Origin of the sequence: Stutzerimonas sp. R40042, from assembly GCF_026642215.1 — a bacterium.
Taxonomy (GTDB): domain Bacteria; phylum Pseudomonadota; class Gammaproteobacteria; order Pseudomonadales; family Pseudomonadaceae; genus Stutzerimonas; species Stutzerimonas frequens.
Genome location: NZ_CP113258.1, coordinates 2,644,230 through 2,660,000 on the forward strand (window position 1 = coordinate 2,644,230; position 15,771 = coordinate 2,660,000).

Here is a 15,771-nt window from a genome sequence, read left to right on the forward strand (position 1 = left end):
GGTACATTCGTGTATAATCTGCGCCCTCTTTTCGTTGCCCGACTGTCCGAGAATGCCCTCTATGCAGCTTTCCTCGCTCACGGCGGTTTCCCCCGTCGATGGCCGCTACGCCGGCAAAACCAGCGCCCTGCGCCCGATCTTCAGCGAATTCGGCCTGATTCGTTGCCGTGTCCAGGTCGAAGTCCGCTGGCTACAGCGCCTGGCAGCCCACCCGGGCATTCCGGAAGTCGCGCCCTTCTCCGCCGAAGCCAATGCGCTGTTGAATCAGCTTGCCGAGGACTTCCAGCTGGAGCATGCCGAGCGCGTCAAGGAATTCGAGCGCACCACCAACCATGACGTCAAAGCCGTGGAGTACCTGCTCAAGGAGCAGGCCAAGCAGCTGCCTGAACTGGCCAAGGTCAACGAATTCATCCACTTCGCCTGCACCAGCGAAGACATCAACAACCTGTCCCACGCGCTGATGCTGCGCGAAGGCCGTGACACCGTTCTGCTGCCGCTGATGCGCCAGCTCGCCGACGCCATCCGCGGCCTGGCCGTCCAGTTCGCCGAAGTGCCGATGCTGTCGCGCACCCACGGTCAGCCGGCCTCCCCTACCACCCTTGGCAAGGAACTGGCCAACGTGGTCTATCGCCTGGAGCGCCAGATCGCTCAGGTCGCCGCCGTGCCGCTGCTCGGCAAGATCAACGGCGCCGTGGGCAACTACAACGCCCACCTGTCCGCCTACCCAGACGTCGACTGGGAAGCCAATGCCCGTGAATTCATCGAGGGTGATCTGGGCCTGTCGTGGAACCCCTACACCACGCAGATCGAGCCGCACGACTACATCGCCGAGTTGTTCGACGCCATCGCACGCTTCAACACCATCCTCATCGACTTCGATCGCGACATCTGGGGCTACATCTCCCTCGGTTACTTCAAGCAGAAAACCGTCGCTGGCGAAATCGGCTCCTCGACCATGCCGCACAAGGTCAACCCGATCGACTTCGAGAACTCCGAAGGCAACCTCGGCATCGCCAACGCACTGTTCCAGCACCTGGCCAACAAGCTGCCGATTTCCCGCTGGCAGCGCGATCTGACCGACTCCACCGTCCTGCGCAATCTGGGCGTCGGCTTCGCCCACAGCGTCATCGCCTACGAGGCGAGCCTCAAAGGCATCGGCAAGCTGGAGCTCAACGCTGCCCGCATCGCCGAAGACCTCGATGCCTGCTGGGAAGTGCTGGCCGAGCCGGTACAGACCGTCATGCGTCGTTATGCCGTGGAGAATGCCTACGAAAAGCTGAAGGATCTGACCCGCGGCAAAGGCATTACGCCCGACGCGCTGCAGGCCTTCATTGACGGCCTCGACATTCCGGCCGAAGCCAAGGCGGAGCTGCGTAAGCTGACGCCCGCAAGCTACATCGGCAACGCTGCCGCTCAGGCCAAGCGCATCTGATCGACCCTATGCCTGCACGCCCGGCTGTGCCGGGCGTTTTTATTTTCAGCTCTGCCATATAGAGCAAGGTGTTACGCATGACTTCTGATATTCCACTTCAAATTCTGGGCGGCATCAGTGCCCGGGAATTCCTGCGCGATTACTGGCAGAAGAAGCCGCTGCTGATCCGCCAGGCCATCCCGGGTTTTCAGAGCCCCATCTCGCCCGACGAACTGGCTGGTCTCTCGCTCGAGGAAGACGTCGAGTCCCGCCTGGTCATCGAGCACGGCGAAAGCCCCTGGGAGCTGCGCCGCGGTCCGTTCAGCGAGGACACTTACCAGCAACTGCCGGAGCGTGACTGGACCTTGTTGGTGCAGGCGGTCGACCAGCTCGTGCCGGACGTCGCCGAGCTGATCGAGCATTTCCGCTTTCTGCCCAACTGGCGCATCGACGATGTGATGATCAGCTATGCCGCTCCGGGTGGCGGCGTCGGACCGCACTTCGACAACTACGATGTGTTCCTGCTGCAGGCCCATGGACAGCGCCGCTGGCGCATCGGGCAGATGTGCGACAGCGAAAGCCCGATGCTGGCCCACGGCGACCTGCGCATTCTCGCCGACTTCCAGGGCACCGAAGAATGGGTGCTGGAGCCGGGCGACATGCTCTACCTGCCGCCTCGCCTCGCTCACTTTGGCACCGCCGAGGATGCCTGCATGACGTACTCGGTCGGTTTTCGCGCACCCAGCGCCGCGGAAGTCCTGACCCATTTCACCGACTTTCTCGCGCAATTCCTGCCAGACGAAGAACGCTACAGTGATGCCGATCTACAACCCAGCGATGACCCCTTCCAGATCCAGAGCGATGCACTGGACCGTTTGAAGGCATTGCTTGCCGAGCACATGAGCGACGAACGCCTCCTGCTTACCTGGTTCGGCCAATTCATGACCGAGCCGCGTTATCCGGAGCGTGTCGAGGGCCCGGAACTGAGCGAGGACGAATTGCTGTCGGCGCTGGAGGACGGCGCGATACTGGTTCGCAACCCCGCGGCCCGGCTGGCCTGGAGCGAGGTTGATATCGGCCTGCTACTGTTCGCCAGTGGCCAGAGCCGCCTGCTTCCCTCTAAGCTGAACGAACTGTTGAAACTGATCTGCTCGGCCGACGCGCTGCATGTCGAAAACGTCGGTCGATGGCTGAGCGACGAGGATGGCCGGGCGCTGCTGTGCGAACTGGTGAAACAAGGAAGTCTGGAGTTTGCTGATGAATAGCGTTCAGGTACGGATCGCCGACTGGCAACAGGACAACGCCGAACTGCGGCGCATCCGCGAAGCCGTATTCATTGCCGAGCAGGCCGTACCGCCCGAGCAGGAGTGGGACGCCGATGATGCCGAAGCGGTGCACTTCCTTGCACTCGAGGGCGACTATCCGATCGGCACCGCTCGGCTCCTGGCCGACGGGCAGATTGGCCGCGTGGCGGTGTTGCGCGACTGGCGCGGCATGAACGTCGGCGACGCGCTGATGCGAGCGGTCATTGCCGAAGCCGAGCGCCGTGGCCTGACCGAACAGACTCTGACCGCTCAGGTCCATGCCACCGCGTTTTACGAGCGGCTTGGCTTCAAGGTTGTCAGCGACGAATTTCTTGAAGCCGGCATCCCTCATGTTGAGATGCTCCGCCGGAGCCAGTGAGACGAAATGAACGACGATGCCCCCAAGGAGCGAACCGAACAGGCCGAACTGCCGGCTATCGACTTTCACTCCCCGGGGCGCTTCGCCGTACACAATCCGCCTCCTGATCTGCCCGAGCCCGAAGCCTGGGTCGCGGCTCCCTTCCGCCTTGGACGGGATGTCGAGCTGCAACGATTCGACAAGCCGACTGAAGTACGCCAGCACGCCTTGGCCATGCTGCAGCAGGCGACCCGCGCCCTGTGCATCTACAGCACTGACCTGGAGCCCTGGCTCTATCATCACAGCAGCATTCAGCAGGCCTGCACTCGCCTTCTGCTCGCACACCCTCGCAACCAGCTGCGTATCCTGGTCGCCGACCCAACTCGCGCCGTGAAGGAAGGGCATCGCCTTCTTCAACTCGCGCGCCGGTTGACCAGCAATGTCCATATTCGCAAGCTGCATCCGGACTACCCCGAGCCGAACGGCACCTATCTCCTCGCCGACGACTGCGGGCTGCTGGAGCGCCCCAAGGCCGACCAGTATGCTGGCTACGCCCTGTATCGTGACCCTGCTCGCGTGCGCATACGCCAGGCAGAGTTCGACAAGGCATGGGATCATGGGCAATCGGACGCAAACTTGCGGAGCTTCCTGTTATGAGTCCTCGTATCACGCTGCTGGCCGTCGCGCTCAGCATCTGCCTACCGCTACAGGCGGCAACCGAAGTCATCCAGCTCAACAACCGCATGGGCGAGGAAGTGCTCCCGGTAGCCGAATCGGTACTGGGCGGCCAGGGCCGTGTCACGGCATATGGCAACCAGCTGATCGTCAACGCACCGGACGCGCTGATTCGCGAGCTGCGGCAAGTGGTCGATCAGCTGGATGTAGCCCCCAAACGCCTGTTGATCAGCGTCGATACCCAAGACTCGGCTAGCAGCGCGACGGGAGGATATCGGGTAGACGGCTCGGTACGCGCCGGCGACGTGGAGTTCGAAACGGGCCGCGGCGAGATCGGAGGCAGGGACCAGGTTCGCATCATTCGTCGCAGTACCAACAGCCGGGACGGTGGCATTCAGCAGATCCAGGCCAGCGAGGGCTATCCCGCGCTCATTCAGGTTGGCCAGAGTGTTCCGTTGACGACTCAGGGCACCGATGGCTATGGCCAGATCTATCAGCAAACCCAGTATCGTGACGTTCTGCGTGGCTTCTACGCCACCGCCACGGTGCATGGCGATCGCGTGCAGATCAGTATCAGCAGCAGCCGCGACCGACTCGCTCAGGGCCGCAGTGGCGTCGTCGAAGTGCAGAATGCCGATACCCGCGTCAGTGGGCGTGTCGGCGAATGGATCACCGTGGGCGGTGTCGATGAAAGCGCAAGTTCTGATCAGCGCGGCACGCTGCGTCGCTATTCCACCCAGGGCAGCCAGAACCTTTCGATGCGCCTGAAAGTAGATGTTCTCGACTGAACCACTGCTGACGCGCAGAAAGATGTAGTGGTCTAAAAAAAACACTACAAAACCATTGACGATGAAAAAACAGCGGCGCATTATTGGCCCGCTCCCGCTAACCAGGGGCCCTGGCAAGGGTCTCCGGGGCGTGCTCCAGCCAACCAGCCGAGCCGTTCCGTGACTGTACTGCCCACAAGGCGGACTGACGAGGTTGCGACTGGAACGAGTCGTCCCGAGGGACGGGGTAGCGATTGACGCATCAGCCAGTCTGACCAGCTTCTCGTTGTTGTAGCGCACACGGCAGCCACGCCGGCTGTGGGCGCAGCAACCGGAACCAGCCAGCCCGGCGGTCGTATCCCCCCTTCTCCTTGGTTCAATCCTCGTCCCGGTCGATATTTCGACGCTCTGCCGCGTGTTGCCCGCACTGATCAGCGATAGCACGTAGGTTCGGTGGGAAAAAGTCGGTGCTCAACCACACTTATTTTTGAAGGATTGAACATGTCCGCATATCAAGACGACATCAAGGCAGTTGCCGCCCTGAAAGAGCAATACGGCAGCAGCTGGGCCGCCATCAACCCTGAGTCCGTCGCTCGCATGCGCGCCCAGAACCGCTTCAAGACCGGTCTGGAAATCGCTCAGTACACCGCCGACATCATGCGCAAGGACATGGCCGAGTACGACGCCGACTCGTCCGTTTACACGCAATCCCTCGGCTGCTGGCACGGCTTCATCGGTCAGCAGAAGCTGATCTCCATCAAGAAGCACCTGAAGACCACCAACAAGCGCTACCTCTACCTGTCCGGCTGGATGGTCGCTGCTCTGCGCTCCGAGTTCGGCCCGCTGCCGGACCAGTCGATGCACGAGAAGACTGCCGTTTCCGACCTGATCGAAGAGCTGTACACCTTCCTGCGTCAGGCTGACAGCCGTGAGCTGGACCTGCTGTTCACCGCTCTGGATGCTGCTCGTGAGGCCGGCGATTCCGCCAAGGCTGCCGAGATCCAGAGCCAGATCGACAACTACGAAACTCACATCGTCCCGATCATCGCAGACATCGACGCTGGCTTCGGTAACCCGGAAGCCACCTATCTGCTGGCCAAGCGCATGATCGAAGCAGGCGCTTGCTGCATCCAGATCGAGAACCAGGTTTCTGACGAGAAGCAGTGCGGCCACCAGGACGGTAAAGTGACCGTTCCGCACGCCGACTTCCTCGCCAAGATCGCTGCCGTTCGTTACGCCTTCCTCGAGCTGGGCATCGACAACGGCGTGATCGTTGCTCGTACCGACTCCCTGGGCGCCGGTCTGACCAAGCAGATCGCCGTGACCAAAGAGCCGGGCGACCTGGGCGACCTGTACAACTCCTTCCTGGATTGCGAAGAGATCTCCGAAGCCGAACTGGGCAACGGCGACGTCGTCATCAAGCGTGAAGGCAAGCTGCTGCGTCCGAAGCGTCTGCCGTCCAACCTGTTCCAGTTCCGCAAGGGCACTGGCGAAGACCGTTGCGTCCTGGACTGCATCACCTCCCTGCAGAACGGCGCTGACCTGCTGTGGATCGAAACCGAGAAGCCGCACGTTGGCCAGATCAAGGCCATGGTTGACCGCATCCGCGAAGTCATCCCGAACGCCAAGCTGGTTTACAACAACAGCCCGTCGTTCAACTGGACCCTGAACTTCCGTCAGCAGGTATTCGATGCCATGGTTGCCGAAGGCAAGGACGTGTCCGCCTATGATCGCACCAAGCTGATGAGCGTCGAGTACGACGAGACCGAACTGGCTCAGATCGCTGATGAGAAGATCCGTACCTTCCAGAAGGACGGTTCCGCTCACGCCGGCATCTTCCACCACCTGATCACCCTGCCGACCTACCACACTGCTGCTCTGTCGACCGACAACCTGGCCAAGGGCTACTTCGCCGAAGAAGGCATGCTGGCCTACGTGAAGGGCGTGCAGCGTCAGGAACTGCGTCAGGGTATCGCCTGCGTCAAGCACCAGAACATGGCTGGCTCCGACATCGGCGACAACCACAAGGAGTACTTCGCTGGCGAAGCTGCTCTGAAGGCGAGCGGTAAAGACAACACCATGAACCAGTTCCACTAAGAACCGGTTCGCAGCTTCACGGGCTGCAGGTGTGAAGAAGCCCTGGCATTCGCCGGGGCTTTTTTTTGCGACTGGTTGAGTGGTGTACGGTTACGCTTCGTCGTCCCGCGCCCCACTGTCATTCTCTTGTCGCATACGAACCTTAGCGTCATGGCTCCGACAACAATCGTTATGGAGCTGCGCCGTGATTACTGAGAACAACGACATTCTGTTCGGCAACGGGGACGAGTTGCCCAGTAACCATTCGACGAATCCGCATATCCAGGATGTGATTTCCCTCGGCCGACGCAAAGTCCTCGCGGGCGGCGCAGCCATGGGTGCCCTGGCCTTTCTCGGCGCATCCCTTCCCGGCCTCGCGCAAGCGGCAGAGCCGATGGCCCGTGGCATCAAGGATGTTCCGTTCAGACGTCGTACCCGCCTGCCCTTTGCACCAGTCGCTGTTACCCGAGCCGACACCATCACTGTACCCGCTGGCTATACCGCGACCACCTTCATTCCCTGGGGTACCCCGATTACCGGGCGCTACCCAGCCTGGCTGGAAGACGCCAGCAACAGTGCGGAAGATCAGGCCCAACAGGTCGGCATGCACCACGACGGAATGCACTTCTTCCCCATGAATGCGAGGCTGGGCGGTCGGCAGAGCGACCACGGCTTGCTGGTCCTCAATCACGAGTACATCGATGCGCCCCTGCTCCACCCTAACGGTCCGACCGTCGTGGATGACAAGCGCGCCAATGTCGACGAGGTTCGCAAGGAGATCAACGCTCACGGCGTCTCGGTAGTCGAGATTCGTCGTGGCCCCCGGGGCGAGTGGTCCGTGCTGCCCAGCTCACGCAATCGACGTATTACCGGTGCGACGCCGATGCGCATCGAAGGACCCGCACGAGGCCATGCCTTGATGCGAACCCGCTACAGCCCGAGTGGGACTTCAACCCGTGGCACGCTCAACAACTGCTCCAATGGCCACACACCTTGGGGCACCTATCTGACCTGCGAAGAAAACTGGGCCGGTTACTTCGCCAGTGCTGATTCCGAGCTTCCACGTGAGCTCAGCCGCTACGGCGTGCGTGGTAGTGGCCGCTACGGATGGGAGACGGTCGCGGGCGACGAGTTCGAGCGCTTCAACGCAACGCGGACCGCAGCAGACGCCAGTGGTGATTATCGAAACGAGCCGAACACCTTCGGCTGGATTGTGGAAATCGACCCATTCGATCCTACCTCTACTCCCGTCAAGCACACCGCCTTAGGCCGCTTCGCTCACGAAGGCCTGGTGTTCGCCCCAGTAAAGCCTGGCCGTCCCGTTGTCTGCTATTCCGGAGATGACTCGCAGAACGAGTACATCTACAAGTACGTCAGCCGAGATCGTTATCGGCCGCAGCGTAGCGATGGTCGCCTGCTGGACGACGGCACTCTTTATGTTGCGCGCTTCAACCCCGATGGCAGCGGCGACTGGCTGGCACTGGACTATGACAACCCGGACTTCCAACGCGCTTGCGAAGCGGCCGGAATCCGATTCGCCGACCAGGGAGAAGTACTGGTCAATACGCGGCTGGCTGCCGACATTGTCGGCGCGACCAAGATGGACCGGCCAGAATGGGGCGCGGTCCACCCAGATACCGGCGATGTCTATTTCACCCTGACCAACAACAGCAGTCGCGAGCAGGCCATTCCGTCCAACCCACGGACGCCTAATGCTTACGGCCATATCATCCGTTGGCGCGAAGCCAGTCGGGATTTCGCCGGCACTCGATTCAACTGGGACCTCTATCTGCTCGCCGGTCCGGAAAGCGATAGCCGTTCCCCTACAGGCCGCGCCCTCGACGGCAGCAACATCATGGCCAGCCCGGATGGCCTGTGGTTCGATGATGAGGGCCGCTTGTGGATCCAGACCGATATGAGCGGCAGTCAGCTGCGCACAGGGCCTTTTGGCAATAATCAGATGTTGGTTTCGGATCCAAGGAATGGTGAGACAAGACGCTTTCTCGTCGGCCCCTTGGGCGCTGAAGTGACAGGAATAACGGCAACGCCGGACTTCAGAACACTATTCGTGAACATACAACATCCTGGTGAAGGCTCCACATCGACAAATTTCACCAGCAGCTGGCCGGATGGAACGGGCCGCAGGCCAAGGTCAGCCACGGTCATCATCAGTCGCGAAGATGGGAAACGCCTGATGTAGCAATGGAGGGGTGGGCTGCGAGCCCGCCCCTTCGCTTTCACGCCCGCTCGGCGCTAGTTTCATCCGGCGCAGTGAACAATCCCCAGGTCGATATGAACAGCGCGGCGACAAGCGGGCCGATAACGAAGCCGTTCAGGCCAAACAACGCCAAGCCTCCAAGGGTTGAAATCAGCACGACATAATCTGGCATCTTCGTATCCTTGCCAACCAGGATAGGACGAAGGATGTTGTCTACCAAGCCAATCACCAGAACACCGTAGAGGGTGAGTATCACTCCTTGCAGGATGGCACCGCTCATCAGGAAATAGATCGCTACGGGCGTCCAGATCAACGCAGCGCCTACTGCAGGCAGCAAAGATAGAAACGCCATTAGTACGCCCCAGAGCAACGCGCCGGAGATGCCGAGCACGGCGAATATGATGCCGCCCAGAGCACCTTGAGTTACGGCCACGACGATATTGCCCTTGACCGTTGCCCGCACCACCCGAGTGAACTTGTTGAAAAGCCGTCGCTTGTGCGCCTCGCTGAGCGGAATGGCCTGCCTGATCCGCGCAACCAGTTCTCTGCCGTCCCGGATAAAAAAGAACAGCAGATATAACATGACGAAAAAGCTCACTAGGAACTGGAATGTTCCCTGGCCGAAGCTGAATGCCTTGGTTGCGAGAAACTGACTGCCCTCGAGTGCGCCCGACGCCAGCCGCTCGCGCATGGAGTCTAGGTCACCGAAACCAAAACGCTGCAGCTGCATTTGCACCGATGGTGGTAACAGCTCTCTCAGGCCCGATACCAGACGGCCGATGTCCAACTCGCCGCTCTCGATCTGCTTGTAGAGCGTCGCGCCCTCCTGGACCAGCATGCCCGTAATCAAGATGACCGGCAGTACGGCAACCAGCAGACAAACCAGCAAGGTAAACAGCGCCGCCAGGTTACGGCGCTGCCTGAATCGCCGGTAAAGGTAGCGCTGCAGAGGCGCGAAGAGGATGGCGAGAATGACCGCCCAGAAGACTGCCCCGTAGAACGGCAGTAGGATCCAGCCGAATGCAAGGGAAACCACCACCAGCAGGACGAGGAAGACTTTATGCTCGAGCGTCGAGTTGACCATTATTGACCCTGTCGCTGCGTTTCGTACTGTTTAGTCAACGAGCGAGCGCGCGAGTGCGGGCCGGACAGATGATCAGGGATAGGGCCGTCGTTGTCCTGACGGCGGCCCACTTGCTTTATCGCTACAGTGTCATCGCAGCCAGCCAGCCGAATGCGAGCAGCGGCAGGTTGTAATGCAGGAATGTCGGTACGACGGTGTCCCAGATGTGGTTGTGCTGGCCGTCGGCATTCAACCCGGCCGTGGGCCCTAGTGTGGAGTCGGATGCCGGAGAACCGCCATCACCCAACGCGCCTGCTGTGCCAACGAGACTCACGATCGCCAGTGGACTGAATCCCAGCTCGACACCAAGCGGCACGAAGATGGCAGCAATGATCGGCACGGTAGAAAACGACGAACCGATACCGATCGTCACCAGCAAGCCGACCAGCAGCATCAACAAAGCGCCAATGGCCTTGCTATCGCCGATCCACTGAGTGGATGCATCCACCAGCAGCTTCACCTCCCCCGTTTCACGCATGACTTCAGCGAAACCGGCAGCAGCAATCATGATGAAGCCGATCATGGCCATCATTTTCATGCCGTCGGTAAACAGGTCATCCGCTTCCCGCCAGCGCACCACACCGGAAACCGAAAAGATCACGAACCCTGCGAGTGCGCCGAGAATCATCGAGTCCAGCCACAGCTGAATAACGAACGCCGCAGCAACGGCAATGCCTGCCACCACCAAGGTCAGAGGGCTGTAACGTACCGAACTGGGCTCCACCTGCTCGATGCGAGCAAGGTCATACTCACGCGGCTTGCGGTAGCTATAGAAGGCGATCGCCAGCCCCGACAACATGCCCAAAGCTGGGATTAGCATCGCCTGGGTGACCTTGATTCCGGTTACATCCACACCGCTTTTGGCAACGTTGGCCAGCAGAATCTCATTGAGGAAGATGTTGCCGAACCCAACCGGAAGAAACATGTAAGGAGTGATCAGCCCGAACGCGAGCACACAGGCAATCAGGCGCCGGTCGATCTTCATCTTCGACAGTACGTAAAGTAGCGGCGGAACCAGCAAAGGAATAAACGCAATATGAATCGGCAGGATGTTCTGGGACGAAATAGCTACCGCCAGCAGAAGTGCGATCATCATCCACTTCACCGCACCGGTGCCCTGGCCGCCTTGCTTTCCGACCAAAGCCAGAGCCTTGTCGGCAAGCGCGTGGGCCAGACCGCTCTTGCCGATGGCTACGGCGAACGCACCAAGCAGAGCATATGACAACGCCACTGTCGCTCCACCACCCAGGCCCTTGTTGAAAGCGGCGAGGCTGCCTTCGATACCCAACCCGCCAATCAACCCACCGGCCATGGCCCCGGCAATAAGAGCAACGACCACGTGCACGCGGCAAAGGCTCAAGACCAGCATGATGCCGACCGCCGCAACAACTGCGTTCATTTCAAATCTCCGTATAAACGACCAAGTCGCGTAGAAAAGCGCCGCACTCTGCAGCAACTGCGCGGAACTGTCAAAATCGGAACGGCACATTCAAGACGAATGAGCGTAATCTGAGTTGTCAGTAGCCGTTCCCTATCACTGGCTCGGCGTTAGCGGTACCAGCTTTTTACTGAGCAGATAAAACCCAACGCGATGATCACTCACCACGGTATTCACAACCGCTTGTGCAGGTCTCGTGAATGCGGACGCGGGAAAGCTCTGGAAGCAGCGGCTTCAGCTCGTTCCAGATCCATTTCGCCAGGTTCTCGCTGGTGGGGTTTTCCAGACCGGGAATGTCGTTCAGATAGTTGTGATCCAAACGCTCGTAAAGCGGTTTGAAGATGGATTTCAGCTCACCGAAATCCCGAATCCAACCAGTATGTGGATCCACTGGCCCACTTATATACAAGGCAACACGGAAGGAGTGGCCATGCAGCCGCCCGCATTTGTGTCCTTGCGGTACGTGCGGCAAACGGTGCGCCGACTCGAATGTGAATTCTTTGAATATTTCCACTGTATGCACTCGTGATCTGATCGCGACGAAGCGCGCAATTTTACGCGTTTTGCCCGCGTGATTCATGCACAGAGGTTGCTACGCAGGGCAATCACAGCCAAAGGAGTAGCTGCAGTAACTTATCGGCCTCAACAAACCAGTGGCCCCGCGCGCATTTTTCCCAGGCGCAAAAGCAAACCCCCGGCCCGCGTATGCGGGTCGGGGGTTTGGGATAGGAGCTTGACGATGACCTACTCTCACATGGGGAGACCCCACACTACCATCGGCGATGCGTCGTTTCACTGCTGAGTTCGGGATGGGATCAGGTGGTTCCAACGCTCTATGGTCGTCAAGCAATTCGGTTGCTGCCTCGGGGTTGAGCCGCTGCAGCGAATTGGGTATGTGATCGAATCGGTATTGCGTGTTCGTGCAGATTTTCGGTCTATATGTCGACTTACCGTCTAACAGCCAAATTGTTTGGGTGTTATATGGTCAAGCCTCACGGGCAATTAGTATTGGTTAGCTCAACGCCTCACAGCGCTTACACACCCAACCTATCAACGTCGTAGTCTTCGACGGCCCTTCAGGGAGCTCAAGGCTCCAGTGAGATCTCATCTTGAGGCAAGTTTCCCGCTTAGATGCTTTCAGCGGTTATCTCTTCCGAACATAGCTACCCGGCAATGCCACTGGCGTGACAACCGGAACACCAGAGGTTCGTCCACTCCGGTCCTCTCGTACTAGGAGCAGCCCCTCTCAAATCTCAAACGTCCACGGCAGATAGGGACCGAACTGTCTCACGACGTTCTAAACCCAGCTCGCGTACCACTTTAAATGGCGAACAGCCATACCCTTGGGACCGGCTTCAGCCCCAGGATGTGATGAGCCGACATCGAGGTGCCAAACACCGCCGTCGATATGAACTCTTGGGCGGTATCAGCCTGTTATCCCCGGAGTACCTTTTATCCGTTGAGCGATGGCCCTTCCATACAGAACCACCGGATCACTAAGACCTACTTTCGTACCTGCTCGACGTGTCTGTCTCGCAGTCAAGCGCGCTTTTGCCTTTATACTCTGCGACCGATTTCCGACCGGTCTGAGCGCACCTTCGTACTCCTCCGTTACTCTTTAGGAGGAGACCGCCCCAGTCAAACTACCCACCATACACTGTCCTCGATCCGGATAACGGACCAGAGTTAGAACCTCAAGGTTGCCAGGGTGGTATTTCAAGGATGGCTCCACGCGAACTGGCGTCCACGCTTCAAAGCCTCCCACCTATCCTACACAAGCAAGCTCAAAGTCCAGTGCAAAGCTATAGTAAAGGTTCACGGGGTCTTTCCGTCTAGCCGCGGATACACTGCATCTTCACAGCGATTTCAATTTCACTGAGTCTCGGGTGGAGACAGCGCCGCCATCGTTACGCCATTCGTGCAGGTCGGAACTTACCCGACAAGGAATTTCGCTACCTTAGGACCGTTATAGTTACGGCCGCCGTTTACCGGGGCTTCGATCAAGAGCTTCGCTTGCGCTAACCCCATCAATTAACCTTCCGGCACCGGGCAGGCGTCACACCCTATACGTCCACTTTCGTGTTTGCAGAGTGCTGTGTTTTTAATAAACAGTCGCAGCGGCCTGGTATCTTCGACCGGCATGGGCTTACTGAGCAAGTCATTCACCCTCACCGGCGCACCTTCTCCCGAAGTTACGGTGCCATTTTGCCTAGTTCCTTCACCCGAGTTCTCTCAAGCGCCTTGGTATTCTCTACCCAACCACCTGTGTCGGTTTGGGGTACGGTTCCTAGTTACCTGAAGCTTAGAGGCTTTTCCTGGAAGCATGGCATCAACCACTTCGCTTTCTAAAAGAAAGCTCGTCATCAGCTCTCGGCATTAAGATCCCGGATTTACCTAAGATCTCTGCCTACCACCTTAAACAAGGACAACCAACGCCTTGCTGGCCTAGCCTTCTCCGTCCCCCCATCGCAGTAACTAGAAGTACGGGAATATTAACCCGTTTCCCATCGACTACGCTCTTCAGCCTCGCCTTAGGGACCGACTCACCCTGCGTCGATTAACGTTGCGCAGGAACCCTTGGTCTTTCGGCGTGCGAGTTTTTCACTCGCATTGTCGTTACTCATGTCAGCATTCGCACTTCTGATACCTCCAGCGAGCTTCTCAACTCACCTTCACAGGCTTACAGAACGCTCCTCTACCGCTCATCTTGCGATGAACCCGTAGCTTCGGTACCTGGTTTGAGCCCCGTTACATCTTCCGCGCAGGCCGACTCGACTAGTGAGCTATTACGCTTTCTTTAAAGGATGGCTGCTTCTAAGCCAACCTCCTAGCTGTCTAAGCCTTCCCACATCGTTTCCCACTTAACCAGGATTTTGGGACCTTAGCTGACGGTCTGGGTTGTTTCCCTTTTCACGACGGACGTTAGCACCCGCCGTGTGTCTCCCGTGCTGACACTTGCTGGTATTCGGAGTTTGCATCGGTTTGGTAAGTCGGGATGACCCCCTAGCCGAAACAGTGCTCTACCCCCAGCAGTGATACACGAGGCGCTACCTAAATAGCTTTCGAGGAGAACCAGCTATCTCCGAGCTTGATTAGCCTTTCACTCCGATCCACAGGTCATCCGCTAACTTTTCAACGGTAGTCGGTTCGGTCCTCCAGTCAGTGTTACCTAACCTTCAACCTGCCCATGGATAGATCGCCCGGTTTCGGGTCTATTCCCAGCGACTAGACGCCCTATTAAGACTCGCTTTCGCTACGCCTCCCCTATTCGGTTAAGCTCGCCACTGAAAATAAGTCGCTGACCCATTATACAAAAGGTACGCAGTCACCTAACAAAGTAGGCTCCCACTGCTTGTACGCATACGGTTTCAGGTTCTATTTCACTCCCCTCTCCGGGGTTCTTTTCGCCTTTCCCTCACGGTACTGGTTCACTATCGGTCAGTCAGTAGTATTTAGCCTTGGAGGATGGTCCCCCCATGTTCAGACAAAGTTTCTCGTGCTCCGTCCTACTCGATTTCACTTCTAAGATCCTTTCGCGTACAGGGCTATCACCCACTATGGCCGCACTTTCCAGAGCGTTCCGCTAAAATCAAAGAAGCTTAAGGGCTAGTCCCCGTTCGCTCGCCACTACTAAGGGAATCTCGGTTGATTTCTTTTCCTCAGGGTACTTAGATGTTTCAGTTCCCCTGGTTCGCCTCACACACCTATGTATTCAGTGTGTGATAACCATCTTATGATGGCTGGGTTCCCCCATTCAGAGATCTCCGGATCAAAGTCTGTTTGCCGACTCCCCGAAGCTTTTCGCAGGCTACCACGTCTTTCATCGCCTCTGACTGCCAAGGCATCCACCGTATGCGCTTCTTCACTTGACCATATAACCCCAAGCAATCTGGTTACTGTCTATAACGTGAAGACGACATTCGCCGAAAATTTGCATAGAGAACACGCAAATTTTACCTTGACGCGACATGCTGCCAGTGAAAGCAACACATCGGTCTACTTCTATCACATACCCAAATTTTTAAAGAACAGTTCTGGCGCAAAGTCCAGAAATCAATGCTCAACCCAGGCGATCAACAACCGTCCTGGTAAACACTCATTTCTGAGCTTTCGGCGACTAGAGTTAATGGTGGAGCCAAGCGGGATCGAACCGCTGACCTCCTGCGTGCAAAGCAGGCGCTCTCCCAGCTGAGCTATGGCCCCTTCGATTGGTGGGTCTGGGCAGATTCGAACTGCCGACCTCACCCTTATCAGGGGTGCGCTCTAACCAACTGAGCTACAGACCCAATCGTTACTCTCGGGTCTAAACCCAATCGCCTTTCGCAAGTGAATCAAGCAATTCGTGTGGGAGCTTATGACGAAGCCGGTGTCTTCGATTAAGGAGGTGATCCAGCCGCAGGT

Annotated in this window: 10 protein-coding genes, 2 tRNA genes and 3 rRNA genes (1 of these 15 cut by a window edge); 7 read left to right on the plus strand and 8 right to left on the minus strand. The window is 58.3% G+C overall.

Annotated elements, in window-relative coordinates; genetic code table 11:
* The first annotated feature begins 61 nt into the window (after window positions 1-61).
* The 7 genes from purB (at window position 62) to OUY36_RS12440 (ending at window position 8,791) form a co-directional block, all read left to right on the plus strand.
* On the plus strand, window positions 62-1,432 hold the full coding sequence (gene purB / locus OUY36_RS12410; RefSeq protein ID WP_267934492.1) for an adenylosuccinate lyase: 1,371 nt from the start codon (window positions 62-64) through the stop codon (window positions 1,430-1,432).
* 77 nt (window positions 1,433-1,509) lie between these two features.
* Complete coding sequence (locus OUY36_RS12415; protein ID WP_267934493.1) at window positions 1,510-2,676, plus strand: ribosomal protein uL16 3-hydroxylase; 1,167 nt, start codon at window positions 1,510-1,512, stop codon at window positions 2,674-2,676.
* Window positions 2,669-3,094: a GNAT family N-acetyltransferase gene (locus tag OUY36_RS12420; RefSeq protein ID WP_020307399.1), complete on the plus strand. Its 426-nt coding sequence runs from the start codon at window positions 2,669-2,671 to the stop codon at window positions 3,092-3,094. Before OUY36_RS12415 ends, OUY36_RS12420 begins: the two co-directional genes overlap by 8 nt.
* Before the next feature lie 6 nt (window positions 3,095-3,100).
* The gene (locus OUY36_RS12425; RefSeq protein WP_011913434.1) at window positions 3,101-3,730 is read left to right on the plus strand and encodes a DUF7931 domain-containing protein; all 630 of its coding nucleotides are present in this window, start codon (window positions 3,101-3,103) and stop codon (window positions 3,728-3,730) included.
* Window positions 3,727-4,536: a secretin N-terminal domain-containing protein gene (locus OUY36_RS12430; RefSeq protein WP_267934494.1), complete on the plus strand. Its 810-nt coding sequence runs from the start codon at window positions 3,727-3,729 to the stop codon at window positions 4,534-4,536. The genes OUY36_RS12425 and OUY36_RS12430 overlap by 4 nt, the downstream gene beginning before the upstream one ends.
* A 480-nt stretch (window positions 4,537-5,016) precedes the next feature.
* Window positions 5,017-6,612 (plus strand): isocitrate lyase, encoded by a 1,596-nt coding sequence (locus OUY36_RS12435; protein WP_063541741.1) that lies wholly within the window; start codon window positions 5,017-5,019, stop codon window positions 6,610-6,612.
* A gap of 184 nt (window positions 6,613-6,796) precedes the next feature.
* Complete coding sequence (locus OUY36_RS12440) at window positions 6,797-8,791, plus strand: PhoX family protein (protein WP_267934495.1); 1,995 nt, start codon at window positions 6,797-6,799, stop codon at window positions 8,789-8,791.
* 37 nt (window positions 8,792-8,828) lie between these two features.
* Here OUY36_RS12440 and OUY36_RS12445 read toward each other — a convergent pair whose 3' ends face one another.
* From OUY36_RS12445 to OUY36_RS12480, 8 genes are all read right to left on the minus strand, one after another.
* Complete coding sequence (locus tag OUY36_RS12445) at window positions 8,829-9,893, minus strand: AI-2E family transporter (protein ID WP_267934496.1); 1,065 nt, start codon at window positions 9,891-9,893, stop codon at window positions 8,829-8,831.
* A gap of 121 nt (window positions 9,894-10,014) precedes the next feature.
* The gene (locus OUY36_RS12450; protein WP_110776777.1) at window positions 10,015-11,331 is read right to left on the minus strand and encodes a Na+/H+ antiporter family protein; all 1,317 of its coding nucleotides are present in this window, start codon (window positions 11,329-11,331) and stop codon (window positions 10,015-10,017) included.
* Between the two features lie 196 nt (window positions 11,332-11,527).
* Complete coding sequence (gene queD / locus OUY36_RS12455; protein WP_026006452.1) at window positions 11,528-11,884, minus strand: 6-carboxytetrahydropterin synthase QueD; 357 nt, start codon at window positions 11,882-11,884, stop codon at window positions 11,528-11,530.
* A gap of 217 nt (window positions 11,885-12,101) precedes the next feature.
* Window positions 12,102-12,217: ribosomal RNA gene (gene rrf, locus OUY36_RS12460) — 5S ribosomal RNA — on the minus strand.
* 134 nt (window positions 12,218-12,351) lie between these two features.
* A 23S ribosomal RNA gene (locus tag OUY36_RS12465) occupies window positions 12,352-15,242 on the minus strand.
* Between the two features lie 255 nt (window positions 15,243-15,497).
* Window positions 15,498-15,573: transfer RNA gene (locus OUY36_RS12470), tRNA-Ala, on the minus strand.
* A 6-nt stretch (window positions 15,574-15,579) separates the two neighbouring features.
* Window positions 15,580-15,656, minus strand: a tRNA-Ile gene (locus OUY36_RS12475).
* Window positions 15,657-15,747: 91 nt separating this feature from the next.
* A 16S ribosomal RNA gene (locus tag OUY36_RS12480) occupies window positions 15,748-15,771 on the minus strand (it continues 1,513 nt past the right edge of the window).
* The 16S, 23S and 5S rRNA genes sit together here with 2 tRNA genes alongside, the layout of an rRNA operon.

What these genes read in the sequence shown, in the direction of transcription:
- purB (WP_267934492.1), top strand. Translation starts at nt 62, where the DNA reads ATGCAGCTTTCCTCGCTCACGGCGGTTTCCCCCGTCGATGGCCGCTAC.
- OUY36_RS12415 (WP_267934493.1), top strand. Translation starts at nt 1,510, where the DNA reads ATGACTTCTGATATTCCACTTCAAATTCTGGGCGGCATCAGTGCCCGG.
- OUY36_RS12420 (WP_020307399.1), top strand. Translation starts at nt 2,669, where the DNA reads ATGAATAGCGTTCAGGTACGGATCGCCGACTGGCAACAGGACAACGCC.
- OUY36_RS12425 (WP_011913434.1), top strand. Translation starts at nt 3,101, where the DNA reads ATGAACGACGATGCCCCCAAGGAGCGAACCGAACAGGCCGAACTGCCG.
- OUY36_RS12430 (WP_267934494.1), top strand. Translation starts at nt 3,727, where the DNA reads ATGAGTCCTCGTATCACGCTGCTGGCCGTCGCGCTCAGCATCTGCCTA.
- OUY36_RS12435 (WP_063541741.1), top strand. Translation starts at nt 5,017, where the DNA reads ATGTCCGCATATCAAGACGACATCAAGGCAGTTGCCGCCCTGAAAGAG.
- OUY36_RS12445 (WP_267934496.1), bottom strand. Translation starts at nt 9,893, where the DNA reads ATGGTCAACTCGACGCTCGAGCATAAAGTCTTCCTCGTCCTGCTGGTG.
- OUY36_RS12450 (WP_110776777.1), bottom strand. Translation starts at nt 11,331, where the DNA reads ATGAACGCAGTTGTTGCGGCGGTCGGCATCATGCTGGTCTTGAGCCTT.